Here is a 17,751-nt window from a genome sequence, read left to right on the forward strand (position 1 = left end):
CGGATGGCGTTTGACGCCGTCCGTTCAGGCGCATCGGAGGTTTGATCATGCATTCGTTTTTCCTGCACCTGTCGATTGCCGACTGGGTCAACGACGCGGTTCAGTCGTTCGTCACCCAGTACGGCGACAGCTTTCATAACTTCAGCATCGCGCTGCTGCGCTATCTGCTGGTGCCGCTCGAAGGCGCATTGCGCGCGACGCCGCCGTGGCTGATCCTGCTTGCCGTAGGCGCGATTACGTGGAATGCGACGCGGCGGCTCGGTATCGCCGGCTTCTTCGTCCTGCTGCTTTACGCGATCGGCTGCTTCGGTCTGTGGGACAAGCTGATGGAGACGCTCGCGCTGATGCTGGTGGCCACCGTGCTCTCCGTCGCGCTCGGCGTGCCGCTGGGTATCTTCACCTCGCGCAGCGCATGGCTGCGGCGCATCCTGCTGCCGGTGCTCGACATCATGCAGACGCTGCCGAGCTTCGTGTACCTGATCCCCGTGCTGATGCTGTTCGGCCTCGGCAAGGTGCCCGCGATTCTCGCCACCATCATCTATGCGCTGCCGCCGCTGATCCGTCTGACCGATCTCGGCATCCGTCATGTGGATGCAGACGTGGTCGAAGCCGCGCGCGCATTCGGCACGACGCGCTGGCAGTTGCTGGTCAACGTGCAGTTGCCGCTCGCGCGCCCCAGCATCATGGCCGGCATCAACCAGACCACGATGATGGCGCTGTCGATGGTGGTGATCGCCTCGATGATCGGCGCACGTGGGCTCGGTGAGGATGTGCTGGCGGGGATTCAGACGCTCGATGTCGGCAAGGGCACGCAGGCGGGCATTGCGATCGTGATCCTGGCGATTGTGATCGACCGGATCAGCCAGGGGTATGGACAGGATCGTCGTACGCGGCGTCTGCTGGCGTTGCGCAGGAAGGCGAAGGCGGTGTCGCGCGTGCCGTACAAGGTCGCGGCTACCGAAGCCGGGGCGGATGAGGCCAACGGTGAGGCTCATGCCGCTCAGGGCGGCCTTGAAACCCGCGCGGCGAAGTAATCGTCAGGAACGCAGAGAAGCGCTCAGGAGAATGACATGGCAGCGATAGAAGTCAGACACGTCTACAAGCTGTTCGGCCCCGAGACCGGGCATGCACGCGTGCTCGACCTGCTCAAAAGCGGCAAGGGCAAGGCCGACGTGCTCGCGCAAACCGGCTGCAACGTCGGACTGAACGACGTGAGCCTGAACATCGGTTCGGGCGAGATTTACGTGATCATGGGCCTCTCGGGTTCCGGCAAGTCCACGCTCGTGCGCCACTTCAACCGGCTGATCGAGCCGACCGCGGGCGAGATCGTGATCGACGGTTCGGACGTCATCAGGCTGAACCCGCAGGGCCTGCGCGAACTGCGCCGCTACAAGGTCAGCATGGTGTTCCAGAACTTCGGACTGCTGCCGCACCAGACCGTGCTCGACAACACCGCGTATGCGCTGCGCACGCGCGGCGAAGGCAAGGCCGAAGCGAACGAGAAGGCGCGCACGTGGCTCGGCAAGGTGGGGCTGAACGGCTACGGCGAGCACTATCCGGACGAGCTGTCCGGCGGCATGCGCCAGCGCGTGGGCCTCGCCCGCGCGCTCGCCGCCGATACCGACGTGCTGCTGATGGACGAAGCGTTTTCCGCGCTCGATCCGCTGATCCGCACGGAAATGCAGGATCAGTTGCTGCAGTTGCAGGCGACGCTGAACAAGACCATCGTGTTCATCACGCACGATCTGGATGAGGCGCTGCGCATCGGCAACCGCATCGCAATCCTGAGAGACGGGACGCTGGTGCAGGAAGGCACGCCGGACGAGATTCTCACGCGTCCCGCCGACGATTATGTGCGGCGCTTCGTGGAGCGGCGCGCGGGCGTACCGCATTGAAGCAGTCGGATCAAGCGAGGAACCCGGGGCAGACCGTGCGTCTATGTGCGTACGGCACCCGCTCGGCGCCGGGTAGAATGCACGCGAAGTGACAGATTGCGGACCACGGTCCGTCGTCTGCATTTCGCCCTGCCGTTCTCTCGTTCCCCATGAATCTCGAAAGCATTCTCTTTACCCAGGGTTTCGGTTCACGACGTCAATGCCGCGCGCTGATCGCCGACGGCCGCGTGACGATCGACGGCGCGCTCCACGCCGACCCCGATGCCGAGGTGCCGACCGAGGCGCTCAACTTCGCCGTCGACGGCATCACGTGGCCGTACCGCGAACACGCCTATCTGCTGCTCAACAAACCCGCCGGCTACGAATGCTCGCGCGAGCCGCAGCATCATCTGAGCGTGTTCAACCTGCTGCCGCCACAGTTTGCGGCGCGCGGCGTGCAGTGCGTCGGCCGGCTCGATCAGGATACGACCGGCCTCCTGCTGCTCTCCGACGACGGCAAGTTCGTCCATGCGTTCACCTCGCCGAAGCGCAAGGTGCCGAAGGTCTACGTGGCGACCACCCGCCATCCGCTCGACGATGCGCAACTCGGCGCCCTGCGCGAGGGCGTGCTGCTGCACGGCGAGCCGAAACCGATCGCCGCCGTCGCGGCACAGGCACGCAGCGAGCACGCGCTCGAACTCACCGTGCTCGAAGGCAAATACCATCAGGTCAAGCGCATGGTCGCGGCGGCAGGCAACCGCGTGGAGGCGCTGCATCGCGAGCGGATCGGCGGCTTGAGCTTGCCTGCCACCCTGGCCGAAGGCGCATGGCAGTGGCTCGACGAAACCGACCTCGGATCTTTACGGAGCGGGTAAACCGGTAAGCGGGCCGCGCGGCCCCGTGGCGTCGAGCGTCCTGTGTGCACCGCCCCACCCAGGACGGCGTCGCCGCTCCGTTTGCGCTGCGACGCAGCATGCCCTTCCTGACAAGTCGCTCTATACTCGATTAAAGAATGACTACAAAGGTTCAGGGAGGGGCGCCATGATCATCAACAATTCGTTCGAGATCCCGGCCGCGATCATTGGGTTTATCAGCCTTGCTGTGGTCCTGGTGGGTGCGCTGCTGTTCGTCATGCGTGTGCGCCACAAGTATCATCCGAGCCTGATCGGCGCGCTGGTCGGCGCGGTCCTGTGCTTCCTGCTGCTGGAAGCGCTGCCCGCGCTCACCTGAGATCGCTTGAGGCGGGTGTCGCGTCACCCTGCGCGCTGCGCAGGAAATCCGCTACCGTCGGATAGCGCAGACGCACGCGCAGTTCGCGCTTCATCCGCTCGTTCACGAGCCGCCGCGATTCGCGCATGAACGACATCATCATCGGTTCAAGTTGCGCCTCCGCTTGCGCCCGCGTGATACGCGGGGCACGTTCGAGGCCGTACGCGTCGGCCACCGCATCGAAGTACTCGCCCATTTTCAGCGTCGTATCGTCCGACGCGTGGACCACCCGCCCGCGCCGCCCGAGCCGCATCATGCGCACCAGAATCGCGGCGAGGTCGTCGGCGTGGATATGGCTGGTATAGACGTCGTCCGCATCGATCAGCGCGGGGGTGCGCTTTTCGAGCCGCGCGAGCGGCAAGCGGTTGCCCGCATAGATGCCGGGAATCCGCGCGATGCTCGCCTGCACGGCGCCGCGCGCGGTGGCGCGCCGCAATTGCCGTTCGGCCGAGACCCGCCGCATCGCGCGCGGATTGGCCGGGCGGACCGTACGCGTTTCGTCGATCAGCGCCCCGCCACAGTCGCCGTAAACCCCCGTCGTGCTGGCGTAAACCATACGCACGGGCGGGCGCCTAGCGGCAGGGCGGCCTACCCCGTCGGGTACAATATCGGCTGTTTCCCGTTCCATCCATGCAGCGCGCAGGCGGCGCAGCCGTGCTACCGGCGCAACCGCACCGCGTGCCGGACGGATGCGGCGTGCGCTCAGGGCCGCGAGCAACCCGCGTGTGCGGCGGTCGTCGTCACCGGTCTTTTGTGGTGGCGCCAGATGCAGCACGCGCGGTGCGAGGCCCGCGAGCCGCTTCAGGCTGCTGCGCGCATCGAGGTCGCCGACAATCGGCGTCACGCCCGCCGCGCGCAATTCGGCGCACCGGGCAGGCTGGCTTGTCAGCGCAAACAGGCGCGCGCGCGGCCGCAGCAGTTCGACGCAACGCATGCCGACATCGCCGCAGCCCACAATGAGCACGCGCGGCCGGCGCAAGTTTCGTATGGCTTTCATGGTGGACGCATTGTAGCCGTCAAGGACGGCTCGCACCGATTACCGACTCTTCGAACTCGAACACGCTATGGCATTTAATGTAACCCTCCGGCAAAGCGGCCGGCAGTTTCAAGTAGAACCCGATGAACCGGTCCTGACCGCCGCCCTCCGCCAGGGCATCGGCTTGCCGTACGGCTGCAAGAACGGCGCCTGCGGCTCCTGCAAGGGCACCGTGCTGAGCGGTGAAGTCGAACAGCGCCAGCACTCGTCGTCGGCGCTGTCGAACGACGAAAAGACCCGCGGCATGGCGCTCTTCTGCTGCGCGACGCCATGCACCGATCTCGAGATCGACATCCGCGAAGTGGCCGGCGTCGGCGATGTGCAGGTCAAGAAGCTGCCGTGCCGCGTGAACGCAATCGAACGCAAGGCCGACGACGTCGTCGTGCTGAAGCTGCAATTGCCCGCCAACGAGCGTCTGCAATATCTCGCCGGCCAGTACCTCGAATTCATCCTGAAGGACGGCAAGCGCCGCAGCTATTCGATGGCGAATGCGCCGCACGTCGAAGGCCCGATCGAACTGCACATCCGCCATATGCCCGGCGGCGCATTCACCGATCACGTCTTCAACACCATGAAAGAGCGCGACATCCTGCGCTTCGAAGCGCCGCTCGGCACCTTCTTCCTGCGCGAAGATTCGGACAAGCCGATCGTGCTGCTCGCCTCCGGCACCGGCTTCGCGCCGCTGAAGGCGATCGTCGAACACGCGGCGTTCAAGAATCTCGAGCGGCCCATGACCCTCTACTGGGGCGCGCGCCGCAAGAAAGACCTGTACCTGCTGGAGCTCGCCGAGCAATGGGCGCGCGAGATCCCGAACTTCAAGTTCGTGCCCGTGCTGTCCGAGCCGGACCCGAGCGACGCCTGGACCGGCCGTACCGGCTTTGTTCATCGTAGCGTCATCGAAGACCTGCCAGACTTGTCGGGTTATCAGGTGTACGCCTGCGGCGCACCGGTGATGGTCGAATCGGCGCAGCGCGATTTCACGCAGCACCACGGCCTGCCGGAAGACGAGTTCTATGCGGATTCCTTCACGAGCGCAGCGGATCTCGCCAACCCGGTGTAACTCGCCGGTGAAGCCATGAAGCGCGCCACCGTAAGCTCTGAAAGCCCACGCGGCGGACCCAAAAAATCCGCCGCCGACTAAATTCATGGTTTACACCGGCGCTCGCGTTGTCGTATTCTTTCGCCCATGAACCGCATCCAGTCCGAACTTCGACGTCGCCGCTCGCTGCTCCCTTAGGGACGCCGCCGGCTTTGTCACGGATTCGCGCCGATCAGGCGCATGTTGTTCGAATCACGAAAGCCACGGCATGCCGTGGCTTTTTTGTTTTTGCCGTTTCCTTTTTCCGATCCTTCACCCCTGCAACGCCCGGAGCCTGCCGCCATGAATTTCAATGAGTACCCCGTCGAGTCGCTGATGTACATCACCAACCGGCCCGAGATCGTTTTCACGCACGGCAAGGGTTCGTGGATCTACGACAACACCGGCAAGCGATACCTCGACTTCATCCAGGGGTGGGCCGTCAACAGCCTCGGGCATTGCAACGAAGGCATGATCGACGCGCTGAACAAGCAGGCGCAACTGTTGATCAATCCGTCGCCGGCCTTCTACAACGCGCCGATGGCGCAGCTCGCGGGCCTGCTCACGCAGCATAGCTGCTTCGACAAGGTGTTCTTCGCGAACAGCGGCGCCGAAGCCAACGAAGGCGCCATCAAGCTCGCTCGCAAGTGGGGCAAGAAGCATAAGGACGGCGCTTTCGAGATCATCACGTTCGACCACAGCTTCCACGGCCGCACGCTCGCCACCATGTCGGCAAGCGGCAAGCCGGGCTGGGACACCATCTACGCGCCGCAAGTGCCGGGTTTCCCGAAGGCCGACCTGAACGACATCGCCTCGGTCGAGAAGCTCATCAGCGGCAAGACCGTCGCCGTGATGCTCGAACCGATCCAGGGCGAAGGCGGCGTGATCCCCGCGACGCGTGAGTTCATGCAGCAACTGCGCGCGCTGACGCAGAAGCACAACCTCCTGTTGATCGTCGACGAAGTGCAAAGCGGTTGCGGCCGTGCAGGCACGCTGTTCGCGTATGAGCTGTCGGGTATCGAGCCTGACATCATGACGCTCGGCAAGGGCATCGGCGGCGGTGTGCCGTTGGCGGCGCTGCTGTGCAAGGCCGCGGTCGAAGTGTTCGAAGCCGGCGATCAGGGCGGCACCTATAACGGCAACCCGCTGATGACGGCGGTGGGTTACTCGGTGATCTCGCAACTGACCGCGCCGGACTTCCTCGAAGGCGTGCGGGCGCGCGGCGAATATCTGCGCGCGAAGCTGCTGGAGCTATCCGAAGAACGCGGTTTCGAGGGCGAACGTGGCGAAGGGTTGCTGCGCGCGCTGCTGCTCGGCAAGGACATCGGCAACCAGATCGTCGAAAAGGCTCGCAACATGCAGCCGGACGGCTTGCTGCTGAACGCGGCGCGCCCCAACCTGCTGCGCTTCATGCCGGCGCTGAACGTGACGAACGAAGAAATCGACCAGATGATGGCCATGCTGCGGTCGATTCTCGACACCCTGTAATCCGCCCGGAGCGCATATGACGATGACGACGACCGCACCGCTCTCGATCCGCTGCTTCGAAGCCCGCGACACCGATGCCGTGGTCGCGCTGTGGCAAGAGGCGTTCCCCGAGTACCGGGACCTCACACGGCCGCAGCGCAATCCGCATCTGTCGATCGCCAACAAGATGACCACGCAGCCGGAACTGTTCTTCATCGCCGAGTTCGAGGGACAGCTGGTCGGCACGGTGATGGCGGGCTATGACGGGCACCGAGGCTGGATGTACTCGCTCGCAGTGGACACGACGCGGCGGCGGCTCGGCATCGGCACGCGGCTGGTCGCACATGCGGAGGCGGCGCTGACCGCGCGCGGCTGCCCAAAGGTGAATCTGCAGGTGCTCTCGGCGAAGGAAGATATTCGCGGGTTTTATGAAGCGCTCGGATATCGCGCAGATGCTGTGATCAGTATGGGCAAGCGGCTGGGGGAATTCGCCGACGCCGCGCCGGACGTCATGTGTCTGAAATGACAAAGGCCGCATGCATCGAACGACGCATGCGGCCTTTTTTCCTTAGCAGGTCAGCGAAGCTTACTCACCCAGATAAGCAGCCCGAACCTTCGGATCATCCAGCATCTGCTTCGCGTCGCCGGACATCGTCACCAGACCCGAGTCCATCACGTAGCCGCGATTGGCCGCCTGCAACGCCAGACGCGCGTTCTGCTCGACCAGCAGCACGGTCATGCCTTCGGCCGAGATCGCCCGCACCACTTCGAAGATCTTCTCGACCATGATCGGCGACAGGCCCATCGACGGCTCGTCGAGCAACAACAGCTTAGGCTTGCTGATGATTGCGCGCGCCATCGCCAGCATCTGCTGCTCACCGCCCGACAACGTGCCCGCGTACTGCGAAGCGCGTTCCTTCAGACGCGGGAAGAAGCCGAACATGCGATCCACGTCCGCCTTGATGGCGTCCGTGTCGTTACGCAGATACGCGCCCATCTGCATGTTCTCGACAATCGACATGCGCGAGAAGATGCCACGGCCTTCCGGCACCATCGCCAGACCGCGCTTGAGCAGCTCGTGTGCGGGCAGGCCCTTGATCGACTCGCCCATGTACTCGATGTCGCCCGCCGCGTACGCCTTCAGGCCGGTAATCGCCTTCATGGTCGTGGTCTTGCCTGCGCCGTTCGCGCCGATCAGCGTGACCAGTTCGCCCTGCGCCACTTCCAGGTCGATACCCTTGACGGCCTGAATACCGCCGTAATTGACCTGCAGGCCCTTGATTTTCAACATTGCCGTAGCCATCAGTGGACCCCCGCACCCAGATATGCCTCAATCACCTTCGGGTCCTTCTGCACGTCTTGCGGCAGACCCTGGGCAATCACCTTGCCGTAATCGAGCACTGTCATGTTGTTGCACAGGCCCATCACCAGTTTCACGTCGTGCTCGATCAGCAGGATCGTCTTGCCGTCGCTGCGGATCTTGTCGAGCAGCTTGGTGAGTTCGACCTTCTCCGTCGCGTTCATGCCGGCGGCCGGTTCGTCCAGCGCCAGCAGCTTCGGATCCGTAGCCAGCGCACGAGCGATTTCCAGACGACGCTGGTGACCATACGACAGGTTGCGCGAGGTGTAGTCCGCGTATTGCAGCACGCCGACGTACTCCAGCAACTCCAGCGCGCGTTCCTTGATCTCGCGCTCTTCCTTGCGCTCCGACGGCGTCTGGAATACGGCGCCGATCAGGCCATGCTTCGTGCGCACGTGACGGCCCACCATCACGTTTTCCAGCGCGGTCATGCCGCCGAACAGACGGATGTTCTGGAACGTACGGGCAATGCCGGCCTTCGCAACCTGGTACACCGCGGTCGGCGTGTAGGTCTCGCCGTTGAGCCTGAAGTCGCCGGAGTCCGGCGTGTACAACCCCGTGATCACATTGAAGAACGTGGTCTTGCCGGCGCCGTTCGGACCGATCAGACCGTAGATCTCACCGGCCTTGATTTCCAGGCCCACATCGGACAGTGCCTGCAGGCCGCCGAAACGCTTGTTCACGCCCTTGACGGACAGGCGGATTTGATTGTCGCTCATTAGATTTCTCCTCCAGGCCTTAGGCGCGCACCGGCTTCTTGCTGTTGCGCTTCGCGATTTTCGCAATCTTGTCCTCGTGCTTCGGTGCCGGCCACAGGCCTTCCGAGCGGTACAGCATGATGAGAACCATCGCGAGACCGTACAGCAACTGACGGATCACTTCCGTATCGACAATTTCATGGCCGAAGATCATGTTCTGCAGCGGACCCATCGTCGAGCGCAGGAATTCCGGGAACACCGCGAGCAGCACCGCACCGAGAATCACGCCCGGGATGTGGCCCATACCGCCCAGCACCACGCAGGCCAGCACCACGACCGATTCCCAGAAGGTGAACGATTCCGGCGACACGAAGCCCTGGAAGCCGCCGAACATCGCGCCCGACAGGCCGCCGAACGATGCGCCCATCGCAAACGCCAGCAGCTTCACGTTACGGGTGTTGATGCCCATCGCCTTGGCGGCGATTTCGTCTTCACGAATCGCGGCCCATGCACGGCCGATCCGCGAGTGCTGCAGACGCGTACACACCCAGATCACCAGCAAGGCACACAGCACGAACAGGTAGTAATACATGTACACCGTCGTGAACTGGAAGCCGAGGAACGTATGGGTCTGCGCGAGACTGAAGCCGCCGACCTGCACCGGGTCGATCCCCGTGATCCCCTGCGGCCCGTTGGTGATGTTCACCGGACGGTCGAGGTTGTTCATGAAGATCCGCACGATTTCCCCGAAGCCCAACGTCACGATGGCGAGGTAGTCGCCGCGCAGACGCAGCGTCGGAGCGCCGAGCAGCACGCCGAACATCGCCGCGAGCGCCATGGCGATCGGCACGATGATCCAGAACGGCGTATGCAGGCCGCCCGGGAACAGATGCGCGATCCAGGCGAACTGGGTCGTCAGGTGCGGCGACGACAGCAGGGCCGTCGTGTAGGCGCCGATCGCGTAGAACGCGATGTAGCCCAGGTCCAGCAGGCCGGCGAAGCCGACCACCACGTTCAGGCCCAGTGCCAGCATCACGTACAGCATCGCGAAGTCGAGCACGCGCACCCAGTAGTTGCCGCCGACTGCACCGATGATCATCGGTGCGGCGATGACGAAGATCGCGGTGATGACGCCGACCGTCAGGGTCTTCGTCATGTTCTTTTCAGGGATGAGCGTCGTGGACGGCTCGATCGGTTGAATTGAGGTCATGTTATTTGCTCCTTAGCCCAGGTCAGGCGCGATCTGCGACACGTTCGCCAAGCAGGCCCGACGGACGGAACACCAGCACGACGATCAGCACGATGAATGCGAACACGTCCTGGTAGTTACTGCCGAACACGCCACCCGTCAGGTTGCCGATGTAGCCCGCACCCAACTGTTCGATCAGGCCAAGCACGACACCGCCGACCATGGCGCCGCCGAGATTGCCGATGCCGCCCAGCACAGCCGCGGTAAAGGCCTTCAGACCGGGGATGAAGCCCATGTAGAAGTGCGCGTTGCCGTATTCCGAGGCGATCATGACGCCGGCCAGCGCAGCGAGCGCCGAGCCGATCATGAAGGTGGCGGAGATCACGAAGTTCGGATTCACGCCCATCAGGCTCGCGACGTTCGGATTTTCGGCAATCGCACGCATGGCGCGACCGAGCTTCGTCTTGTGCACGAGCAGCAGCAGCCCGCCCATCACGAGGAACGCGACCACGATGATGACGATTTCAGTCATCGAGATCACGGCGCCCGGATTGTTGGGGCCGGCCTTGATCACGTTGAGCGGATCGGTAGGCAGCAGTTGCGGGAACGGCAGCGGATTGCGCGACCAGATCATCATCGCGAGCGTCTGCAGCAGGATCGACACGCCGATGGCGGTGATCAGCGGCGCGAGACGCGGCGCACGGCGCAACGGCCGGTAGGCCACGCGCTCGATCGTATAGCCGACCACCGAGCACACGACCGCTGCGATGATCAACGCGATGATGAGCGTCGGCACATTGCCTAGCCCCGGAAAGTGGTTCTGAAGCACGCCTATGGCTGAGAGCGCAACCATCGCGCCCACCATCAACACATCGCCGTGCGCGAAGTTGATGATGCCCAAGATGCCGTAAACCATCGTATAGCCCAGTGCGATGATGGCGTAAACGCTGCCAAGCACCAGTCCGTTGAGGATCTGCTGGATGAAGATATCCATTTAATGCTCCTTAGCCCGTGCGACTGGATTCGCGTCTGCATCGACCGGTGGGCGGTCATGTTGTACGGAATCGCAACGGCACTGCGGGTACTGATGTAAAAGACCGGTAAGGGTTATCCGCCGCCAACTCGTCATGCGACCGGGATGCAGTCGCCGCTTCGTCGGCACCGGATGCAAAAACGACACCAATGGGTGGGCCAGGTGCCGTCAGGCTGTACTACCGTCATTACATCTCTACGGCGTCGAGGACCGCTGCTTCGCTGTCCTTGAAGTCGTAAAGCGTAATGGCGCCTTCTTTCAAATCACCCTTGTGGTCGAATGCGATGTGGCCGGTTACCCCGTTGTAACCGGTGGACGGCATCGCAGCCAGCACCTTGGGCGCGTCGATTGAGTTGGCGCGCTTCATTGCATCGACGATCACGCACAAAGCGTCATGCGTGAACGGCGCGTCAATCTGCACCGGCGTGTGGGAACGGTCTTCGGCCTGCTGCTTGAAGTCCGCTCCCGGGTTCCGCATCGAAAGCACAACACCCGCCTTCGAACAGACCGGGTTGCGCATGGCGGATTCCGCCAGCTCCCCCACCTTGGCGGTATACACGCCGTCGCCGCCAAGGATTTGTGCCCCGATACCGGACGTGGCCGCCTGCTTCGCATGCGCCCCGTCCGTCGTGTTCATTCCGCCGGACTGGCCTACGTCCGGCTGAACACGCTTGAACATGGTGAGAATGGCCCGGATCTCCGGGACCTCGTCATTTGCTAACGGGACGCGCTGGCTGCCGCTCGCCCGCCGCTCGATGCTGATTTCCTCAACCGCCAATCGCGTCCCGTTTTCGTTGTGTTTGCCTGGATAGGCAATCCTTCCCATTAATGGGGCCGCATGACCGGCGATGGCGCTCGTTGCGCCCGTGCCCGCCTCGACATCGCTCTTCTTGCTGCACGCGGTCAGCATCTCTACCGCGGCCGGAGCGGACACGGCGTAAGCAAACTTGACTCGCATTAAGTAGGTCTCCAGCGCCTTGCCAAATTCATTGCTCGAGACCCGGAGGCCTTGAGAACGCGCGCATTGTAACTCCAATTATGCGATGGGCAATATTGTTGAAACGGCAGGGTTTTCCTGCATTGCAACCGCATTTTGTGAGCAATAACGCACAAAAGGCGCAACCCGGTTGCGACATTTTTTCGTGCATCAGTTGCACCATCGTAGACCCCAGCAGCATCAAGTGTTGCAGCGATCGTGGTGGCCGCCTGATTTCATCGCGCTGAGCGATAGGTACTACGTTTCTATATCGGCCGGACTGTCCGCACAATGTTAGTGCATCAAAAATCGCCAGTGTCGAATATCACGGTCACAAATGGGGATCGATCATTGCCCGGACGATAAAATAAAATCATCGGGACGCAGAAAATTTGTGTGGCGTGCGCTGAAAACAGCTCCATTTTTGTGATTTGGCACTTATTAATGGAAAGCGCCGCTTCCTCGGGGGACATAAAAAAAGCGCGCCCAAGGCGCGCTTTCTTACAGAGACGTGAGCGGAATGTCAGGCCGGCAAGCCCAAACCGCGCGGCAACGGAAACGCGATGTTTTCTTCGATGCCTTCAAGCGCGCGCACGTTGCGCACACCCAGTTCGCGCAAACGGGCAATGACCGCCTGGGCGAGCACCTCGGGAGCCGAGGCGCCGGCTGTCACGCCAATGCGGCGCTTGCCGACGATCCAGGCCGGATCGATCTGGTCGGGCGAGTCCACCATATACGAAGGAATGCCGCGCTTCTCGGCAACCTCGCGCAAGCGGTTCGAATTGGAACTGTTCGGGCTGCCCACCACGATCACCACGTCGCACTGCGGCGCCATGAACTTGACCGCATCCTGGCGATTCTGCGTGGCGTAACAGATGTCCTGCTTTTTCGGCTCCTTGATGGCCGGATACTTGGCCTTGAGCGCGGCGATGATCTCGGCCGCATCGTCGACCGACAGCGTGGTTTGCGTGACGAACGCAATCCGTTCCGGGTCGGCGAGTTGCAGCGCCTGCACGTCCTCGATATCTTCGACGAGATACATGCCCTCGCCCGCCTGCCCCATCGTGCCCTCGACCTCCGGGTGGCCCTTGTGACCGATCATCACGATATCGAAGCCTTCCTGGCGCATCTTCGCCACTTCGATATGCACCTTGGTGACGAGCGGACAGGTTGCGTCATAAACCCGCAGGCCGCGCGATTCGGCTTCCGAGCGCACGGTCTTGGAGACGCCGTGCGCGCTGAAGATCACCGTATTGCCGGCCGGCACTTCTTCCAGCTGCTCGATGAAGATGGCGCCCTTCTTGCGCAGATCCTCGACGACATAGGCGTTGTGGACAATTTCGTGGCGCACGTAGATGGGTGAACCGTGCAGCTTGATCGCGCGTTCGACGATTTCGATGGCCCGATCGACACCCGCGCAAAACCCACGCGGTTGCGCCAGCAGGATCTCGGCTTCAGTCAGAGTCGTATCCGTGGTGCTCATGTTTACAGAATCCCGATGATTTTCACTTCGAACGCCAACGCCTGGCCGGCGAGCGGGTGATTGAAATCGAACAGGGCGGACGTTTCGCCGACTTCCTTCAACACGCCTGCGTAACGTCCGCCACCTGGTGCGTTGAATTCGACGAGATCGCCCGGCGAAAAATCCTCACCGATCATGCTGTTTTCGCGCAACGTGGCGAGCGAAACCCGCTGAAGCAGTTCCGGATTGCGGGGGCCGAACGCCTGCTCCGGCGTTAGCTGAAAGGTCGAATGGTGGCCGACCTTCAATCCCAGCAAAATATCTTCCAGCGGCGGAGCCAGTTGACCGGCGCCCAGCAGGAGCGTGGCCGGCTTTTCGGTAAAGGTGTTGATGACTTCGGCGCCATCGGCAAGCGAAAGCCGGTAATGGAGCGTGACGTGCGAACCGGGTTTCACTTCAGAGATGTCGATGATGCTCATGCAATAACTCGTTCAGTCGGGACGCGCCGCACACGTGCGCGCAGAGCGCAGCCGGTGCGGGTGGCAAACCGTCATGGTGCCGTGCGCAAAGGCCCTATTGTAAGCCACATATCCAGCGGCGGCTTGGGTGCATCGTATCCGCTGCCGCCACAGGTGAGGACTTTCCCGCCTTCTAACCGGAGAACAATGAGATGGACGATTACGCCTGCGTGGAAACAGCGGCAGATCCTGTAGAGACCAACGCTGCGGCGAAAGTGTCCGGGCTAGCGGCGCCCCAAGCGGCGGCGCGCAGGCCGGCCAGGCTCAGGCTGGCCGCATGCGCGGGGGTGCCCGAGCCGCACGGACCGGGCACCCCCGCCGCCAGGCCAGACAAGTTCGGGGCGGACGTGCTCGCGTTCAGCGCGGCCCGCCCGGATACATCGTGGGCAACCCCGCGCCGGCCCACCGGACGCAAGCGTTCGCGCGGCAAACGCGATATGCCGCGCGAACGCCTGCTCGATTTCGGGCCCGCAACCCTGAGCAATGCCGATCTGGTCGCATTGGTGCTCGGTTCGGGGCTGCCGGGGCACGATGTATTTCGCATCGCCCACTCCCTGCTGAAGCGATTCGGCTCGCTGCGGGCGCTGCTCGACGCCACACCGGCGGATTTCGACGGCCTGCCGGGCATCGGCCCGGCGAAAACGGCCCAGTTGCTCGCCATCCTCGAACTGGCGCGGCGCTCGCTCGTGGAAAAGATGCGCGAAAAGCCGCTGATCGATTCCCCCGAAGCAGTCGAAGACTATTTGCGCCTGTTGATCGGCTCCAGGCCCCATGAAGTCTTCGTGTGCCTCTTTCTGGACGCCCGGCACCGCCTGATCGACTTTGAAGAAAGCTCGCGCGGTTCGCTCACGCGCATGGCGGTCTATCCGCGCGAAATCGTCCGCCGCGCGCTAGCGGCAAATGCAGCCAGCATGATCGTGGCGCATAATCACCCCTCCGGCGCGGTCAAACCCAGCGCCAGCGACCGGCGCCTGACGCAGGTGCTGCGCGACACCCTTGCGTTGATCGACGTCCAACTGGTCGATCATCTCGTGATCGGCACGCACGAGACGTTCTCGTTTGCCCGAGCCGGCTGGTCGTGAGCTTGCGCGGTCCCGGCGCCGCGGGGCCCGCCGTATCGCTGCTGCGCCCTTACGCCGTCGCGCCGTTGTCGTACGGTTGCCCCCATGGCCGATCGCAAATAAGGTTTGATTTATCGGGTTTTTTTCTGCTAGAATTCCGGTTTGCCTGTTTCCAACCCTGTTCCGAAGCCATCAAAGGCCTTCCGGCGGATAAGCGACTGAGTAATCATCGCAACCCTTCCGGATAACTTTCGCGGCGTCCGAACTCAGAATTAGCGTATTAGGAGTGCTCTCATATGGCACGCGTATGCCAAGTAACTGGGAAAGCGCCGATGAGCGGCAACAACGTTTCCCACGCGAACAACAAGACCAAGCGCCGGTTCCTGCCGAACCTGCAAAACCGCCGTATTTGGGTGGAAAGCGAAAACCGTTGGGTGCGTCTGCGCGTTTCGAACGCCGGCCTGCGTCTGATCGACAAGAACGGTATCGACGCTGTGCTCGCAGATCTGCGCGCACGCGGTGAAGCCTAAGGAGTAAATGATGGCAAAAGGCGCACGCGACAAGATCAAGCTGGAATCGACCGCAGGCACGGGTCACTTCTACACCACGACGAAAAACAAGCGCAACATGCCGGAAAAGATGGAGATCAGCAAGTTTGATCCCGTCGTCCGCAAGCATGTGCCGTACAAGGAAACCAAGATCAAATAAGATCTTGCTTCCTGTTTGTTGACGAAGACGAAAGCCCCGCATCCGTGCGGGGCTTTTTGTTTTCAGCGCGCTTTTTTCAGCACCGCCCATCAACGTCGTGCGAACCGCGGCCCTGAGCGTACCTGAGCGTCTCAGCCCATTTCCCTGCACGTTCTCCTTTGCTTGCGGCATTGGCCATTCGGCTAGCTTTCCCTCGAGTCATGCGACGCGTATCCTCTCTCGTTTATCGGTGAGCGGCGACACGAGTCGCAACGGCTGATCAAGCGATGGAGACGCAGGAAATGAATTTTGATGTGGCAATTGTCGGTAGCGGCCTGGCGGGTCTGAGTGTTGCATTGAATCTGGCGGAGACGCGGCGGGTCGCGGTGATTGCCAAGGTTTCAATGACCGAAGGCGCGAGCGACTGGGCACAGGGTGGCATCGCCGCCGTGCTGGATTCCGCGGACAGCATCGAAAACCATGTCAGCGACACGCTGATTGCCGGCGGCGGCCTGTGCGACGAAGCGGCCACGCGGTTCATCGTCGAACATGGGCGCGAAGCCATTGAATGGCTGATCGCCCAGGGCGTGCCGTTCACCAAAGACGATGCGGCCGAACTCGGCTTTCACCTCACGCGCGAAGGCGGCCATAGTCACCGCCGGATCATTCATGCAGCGGACGCCACCGGCCACGCGGTCGTCGCCACGCTCAGCGAGCGCGTGCGCCGACATCCGAACATCACGCTGCTGGAAAATCACTATGCCATCGACCTGATCACGTCGGACCGCCTCGGCCTGCCGGGCCGACGCTGTCACGGGCTGTATGCGCTCGATCTGGAAAGCGGCCGCACGGTCACCATCGAGGCGCCGCATACGGTGCTCGCCACGGGCGGCGCGGGCAAGGTGTACCTCTACACCACGAACCCGGACACCGCGACCGGCGACGGTATCGCCATGGCGTGGCGCGCCGGCTGCCGCGTCTCGAACATGGAATTCATCCAGTTCCATCCGACCTGCCTGTTCCATCCCTACGCCAAATCCTTTCTGATCTCGGAAGCGGTGCGCGGCGAAGGCGGCATTCTGAAGCTGCCGGATGGCACGCGCTTCATGCCCCAGCACGACGAGCGCGCCGAACTGGCGCCGCGCGACATCGTCGCGCGGGCGATCGACTTCGAGATCAAGAAGCGCGGCATCGACTGCGTGTACCTCGATATCAGTCATCAGCCCGCGAGTTTCCTGCAAGAGCATTTTCCGACCATCCTCGCGCGCTGCCTCGAGTTCGGCATCGACATCACCAAAGAACCCATTCCGGTCGTGCCCGCGGCGCACTACACCTGCGGCGGCGTCGTCACGGACCTGGCAGGCCGCACCGACCTGTCGGGCCTCTATGCGGTCGGCGAAACCTCCTGCACCGGATTGCACGGCGCCAACCGCCTCGCCAGCAATTCGCTGCTGGAGTGTCTCGTGATCGGCCGCTCCGCGGCGGCCGCCATCGAAGCGGAAGGTTTCAGCGCCGCCGCCCATGCGCCGCTGCCCGATTGGGACGAGAGCCGCGTGTCCGACCCGGACGAAGAAGTGGTCGTCGCTCACAACTGGGACGAATTGCGCCGCCTGATGTGGAATTACGTCGGCATCGTGCGAACCGACAAGCGGCTTGCCCGCGCCAGGCATCGCCTCGCGCTGCTGCGCGACGAAATCCTCGAGTACTACGCAAACTTCAAGGTAAGCCGCGATCTGCTCGAATTGCGCAACCTGGTGGACGTGGCGTCGCTAATCGTCGACAGCGCCCGCTCGCGGCGCGAAAGCCGTGGACTCCATTTCAGCCGCGATTGGCCCGCCGCGCTACCGAAAGCATTGCCGACAGTGCTGTCGCCCGAGAACGTGCGGAACCGCAACATCTGATACGCGGTTTATCGTGCGGGCGGCGGGTCATCCATCGTCCCGACCGAACCCGCGTGAAAGCGAAAAGGCCATCACTGGTGTGCGATGGCCTTTTCGCCGCAGAGGCATTGATGCACGGCACGGCAGCCTGAAGCCGAAGCCG

The 17,751-nt window shown here is 62.8% G+C and carries 19 protein-coding genes; 11 read left to right on the forward strand and 8 right to left on the reverse strand.

Going from position 1 to position 17,751, the window contains the following annotated elements:
- Positions 1-47: 47 nt before the first annotated feature.
- The 4 genes from BUS12_RS27630 to BUS12_RS27645 all read left to right on the forward strand — a co-directional run bounded on the left by BUS12_RS27630 (position 48) and on the right by BUS12_RS27645 (position 3,104).
- Positions 48-1,034, forward strand: coding sequence for an ABC transporter permease (locus tag BUS12_RS27630; protein ID WP_074301740.1), 987 nt, complete (start codon positions 48-50; stop codon positions 1,032-1,034).
- Between the two features lie 36 nt (positions 1,035-1,070).
- On the forward strand, positions 1,071-1,895 hold the full coding sequence (locus BUS12_RS27635; RefSeq protein WP_074300558.1) for a quaternary amine ABC transporter ATP-binding protein: 825 nt from the start codon (positions 1,071-1,073) through the stop codon (positions 1,893-1,895).
- Positions 1,896-2,044: 149 nt separating this feature from the next.
- Entirely contained in the window at positions 2,045-2,749 is a 705-nt protein-coding gene (locus BUS12_RS27640) for a pseudouridine synthase (RefSeq protein ID WP_074300559.1), read from the forward strand.
- A gap of 166 nt (positions 2,750-2,915) precedes the next feature.
- Positions 2,916-3,104 carry a hypothetical protein gene (locus tag BUS12_RS27645; RefSeq protein ID WP_074300560.1) on the forward strand — a complete coding sequence of 63 codons (189 nt, stop codon included), beginning with the start codon at positions 2,916-2,918 and terminating at the stop codon, positions 3,102-3,104.
- Here the strand turns inward: BUS12_RS27645 and BUS12_RS27650 are convergent.
- Complete coding sequence (locus BUS12_RS27650) at positions 3,097-4,140, reverse strand: NAD-dependent epimerase/dehydratase family protein (RefSeq protein WP_074300561.1); 1,044 nt, start codon at positions 4,138-4,140, stop codon at positions 3,097-3,099. The two genes, BUS12_RS27645 and BUS12_RS27650, sit on opposite strands and share 8 nt — an antisense overlap.
- 67 nt (positions 4,141-4,207) lie before the next feature.
- Between BUS12_RS27650 and BUS12_RS27655 the strand changes: the two genes are divergently transcribed.
- The 3 genes from BUS12_RS27655 to BUS12_RS27665 all read left to right on the forward strand — a co-directional run bounded on the left by BUS12_RS27655 (position 4,208) and on the right by BUS12_RS27665 (position 7,250).
- A complete protein-coding gene (locus BUS12_RS27655; RefSeq protein ID WP_074300562.1) occupies positions 4,208-5,239 on the forward strand; it encodes a CDP-6-deoxy-delta-3,4-glucoseen reductase in 1,032 nt (343 codons plus the stop codon).
- A 321-nt stretch (positions 5,240-5,560) separates the two neighbouring features.
- On the forward strand, positions 5,561-6,745 hold the full coding sequence (locus tag BUS12_RS27660) for an acetylornithine transaminase (protein ID WP_074300563.1): 1,185 nt from the start codon (positions 5,561-5,563) through the stop codon (positions 6,743-6,745).
- A 22-nt stretch (positions 6,746-6,767) separates the two neighbouring features.
- Positions 6,768-7,250, forward strand: coding sequence for a GNAT family acetyltransferase (locus BUS12_RS27665; protein WP_074301741.1), 483 nt, complete (start codon positions 6,768-6,770; stop codon positions 7,248-7,250).
- Between the two features lie 60 nt (positions 7,251-7,310).
- On the opposite strand, the gene BUS12_RS27670 is transcribed toward BUS12_RS27665, so the two are convergent.
- The 7 genes from BUS12_RS27670 to BUS12_RS27700 all read right to left on the reverse strand — a co-directional run bounded on the left by BUS12_RS27670 (position 7,311) and on the right by BUS12_RS27700 (position 13,921).
- Positions 7,311-8,027 (reverse strand): ABC transporter ATP-binding protein, encoded by a 717-nt coding sequence (locus BUS12_RS27670; RefSeq protein WP_074300564.1) that lies wholly within the window; start codon positions 8,025-8,027, stop codon positions 7,311-7,313.
- Positions 8,027-8,803: an ABC transporter ATP-binding protein gene (locus BUS12_RS27675; RefSeq protein ID WP_074300565.1), complete on the reverse strand. Its 777-nt coding sequence runs from the start codon at positions 8,801-8,803 to the stop codon at positions 8,027-8,029. Before BUS12_RS27675 ends, BUS12_RS27670 begins: the two co-directional genes overlap by 1 nt.
- Before the next feature lie 19 nt (positions 8,804-8,822).
- Positions 8,823-9,992 (reverse strand): ABC transporter permease subunit, encoded by a 1,170-nt coding sequence (locus tag BUS12_RS27680; protein WP_074300566.1) that lies wholly within the window; start codon positions 9,990-9,992, stop codon positions 8,823-8,825.
- Positions 9,993-10,014: 22 nt separating this feature from the next.
- Positions 10,015-10,965 carry a branched-chain amino acid ABC transporter permease gene (locus BUS12_RS27685; RefSeq protein ID WP_074300567.1) on the reverse strand — a complete coding sequence of 317 codons (951 nt, stop codon included), beginning with the start codon at positions 10,963-10,965 and terminating at the stop codon, positions 10,015-10,017.
- Positions 10,966-11,191: 226 nt separating this feature from the next.
- Positions 11,192-11,962 carry an ABC transporter substrate-binding protein gene (locus tag BUS12_RS27690; protein WP_074300568.1) on the reverse strand — a complete coding sequence of 257 codons (771 nt, stop codon included), beginning with the start codon at positions 11,960-11,962 and terminating at the stop codon, positions 11,192-11,194.
- Between the two features lie 541 nt (positions 11,963-12,503).
- Positions 12,504-13,463, reverse strand: a complete 960-nt coding sequence (gene ispH / locus BUS12_RS27695; protein ID WP_074300569.1) for a 4-hydroxy-3-methylbut-2-enyl diphosphate reductase — start codon at positions 13,461-13,463, stop codon at positions 12,504-12,506.
- Positions 13,464-13,465: 2 nt separating this feature from the next.
- Positions 13,466-13,921 carry an FKBP-type peptidyl-prolyl cis-trans isomerase gene (locus BUS12_RS27700; protein WP_074300570.1) on the reverse strand — a complete coding sequence of 152 codons (456 nt, stop codon included), beginning with the start codon at positions 13,919-13,921 and terminating at the stop codon, positions 13,466-13,468.
- Between the two features lie 308 nt (positions 13,922-14,229).
- Here BUS12_RS27700 and radC point away from each other — a divergent pair, with 308 nt between their 5' ends.
- The 4 genes from radC (at position 14,230) to nadB (ending at position 17,609) form a co-directional block, all read left to right on the forward strand.
- The gene (radC, locus tag BUS12_RS27705) at positions 14,230-15,042 is read left to right on the forward strand and encodes a RadC family protein (protein WP_143788557.1); all 813 of its coding nucleotides are present in this window, start codon (positions 14,230-14,232) and stop codon (positions 15,040-15,042) included.
- Positions 15,043-15,317: 275 nt separating this feature from the next.
- The gene (gene rpmB / locus BUS12_RS27710; protein WP_007180631.1) at positions 15,318-15,551 is read left to right on the forward strand and encodes a 50S ribosomal protein L28; all 234 of its coding nucleotides are present in this window, start codon (positions 15,318-15,320) and stop codon (positions 15,549-15,551) included.
- A gap of 10 nt (positions 15,552-15,561) precedes the next feature.
- Positions 15,562-15,729 (forward strand): 50S ribosomal protein L33, encoded by a 168-nt coding sequence (rpmG, locus tag BUS12_RS27715; RefSeq protein ID WP_074263557.1) that lies wholly within the window; start codon positions 15,562-15,564, stop codon positions 15,727-15,729.
- A 281-nt stretch (positions 15,730-16,010) separates the two neighbouring features.
- On the forward strand, positions 16,011-17,609 hold the full coding sequence (gene nadB, locus BUS12_RS27720; RefSeq protein WP_074301743.1) for an L-aspartate oxidase: 1,599 nt from the start codon (positions 16,011-16,013) through the stop codon (positions 17,607-17,609).
- The last annotated feature ends 142 nt before the right edge of the window (positions 17,610-17,751 follow it).

It is taken from the genome of Paraburkholderia phenazinium, assembly GCF_900142845.1.
In the GTDB taxonomy this organism is placed as follows: Bacteria; Pseudomonadota; Gammaproteobacteria; order Burkholderiales; family Burkholderiaceae; genus Paraburkholderia; species Paraburkholderia phenazinium_A.